Here is a 1,475-nt window from a genome sequence, read left to right on the forward strand (position 1 = left end):
GGGTGGGGTGTGTGGTCGTTGGGATATGCACAGTGGACGCGAACGGTCTGTTGTTCGTTACGCAGTTGCTTGCCGTGACCTCTTGGGGTGTGTGTGGGCAAGTCCTCGGCCTATTAGTACCAGTCCACTGAACGCCTTGCGGCGATTACATGTCTGGCCTATCAACCCACTGGTCTGGTGGGGGCCTTAACCCTCGAGGGGGTGGGAGACCTCATCTTGGAACGGGCTTCCCGCTTAGATGCCTTCAGCGGTTATCCTTTCCGAACGTAGCCAACCAGCCGTGCCCCTGGCGGGACAACTGGCACACCAGAGGTTCGTCCGTCCCGGTCCTCTCGTACTAGGGACAGCCTTCCTCAAGTCTCCTGCGCGCGCGGCGGATAGGGACCGAACTGTCTCACGACGTTCTAAACCCAGCTCGCGTACCGCTTTAATGGGCGAACAGCCCAACCCTTGGGACCTACTCCAGCCCCAGGATGCGACGAGCCGACATCGAGGTGCCAAACCATGCCGTCGATATGGACTCTTGGGCAAGATCAGCCTGTTATCCCCGGGGTACCTTTTATCCGTTGAGCGACACCCCATCCACATGGTGGTGCCGGATCACTAGTCCCGACTTTCGTCCCTGCTCGACCCGTCGGTCTCACAGTCAAGCTCCCTTGTGCACTTGCACTCGACACCTGGTTGCCGACCAGGCTGAGGGAACCTTTGGGCGCCTCCGTTACTTTTTGGGAGGCAACCGCCCCAGTTAAACTACCCACCAGGCACTGTCCCTGGACCAGATCATGGCCCGAGGTTAGATGCCCAATTCGACCAGAGTGGTATTTCAACGATGACTCCACCCTCACTGGCGTGAGGATTTCCCAGTCTCCCACCTATCCTACACAAGCCGAACCGAGCACCAATACCAAGCTGTAGTGAAGGTCCCGGGGTCTTTCCGTCCTGCCGCGCGTAACGAGCATCTTTACTCGTAGTGCAATTTCGCCGAGTCTGTGGTCGAGACAGCGGGGAAGTCGTTACGCCATTCGTGCAGGTCGGAACTTACCCGACAAGGAATTTCGCTACCTTAGGATGGTTATAGTTACCACCGCCGTTTACTGGCGCTTAAGTTCTCAGCTTCACCTTACGGTTAACCGGTCCCCTTAACGTTCCAGCACCGGGCAGGCGTCAGTCCGTATACATCGTCTTGCGACTTCGCACGGACCTGTGTTTTTAGTAAACAGTCGCTTCCCCCTGGTCTCTGCGGCCCCACCCCGCTAACCCGCAAGGGGTTTCACGGGACAGGGCCCCCCTTCTCCCGAAGTTACGGGGGCATTTTGCCGAATTCCTTGACCACAGTTCGCTCGAACGCCTCGGTATTCTCTACCTGACCACCTGTGTTGGTTTGGGGTACGGGTCGCGTAGGAACTCGCTAGAGGCTTTTCTCGGCAGCATGGGATCACTCTGCTTCGCCTCAACCGGCTATGCGTCACGTCTCA

General features: G+C 58.0%; 1 rRNA gene (running past one end of the window). It reads right to left on the reverse strand.

Annotated features, from left to right (window positions below):
• Positions 1-93: 93 nt before the first annotated feature.
• Positions 94-1,475 (reverse strand): 23S ribosomal RNA (locus QSK03_RS32755); it runs 1,822 nt beyond the window's last position.

This window comes from Actinomycetospora sp. NBRC 106375, assembly GCF_030269665.1.
Taxonomy (GTDB): Bacteria; Actinomycetota; Actinomycetes; order Mycobacteriales; family Pseudonocardiaceae; genus Actinomycetospora.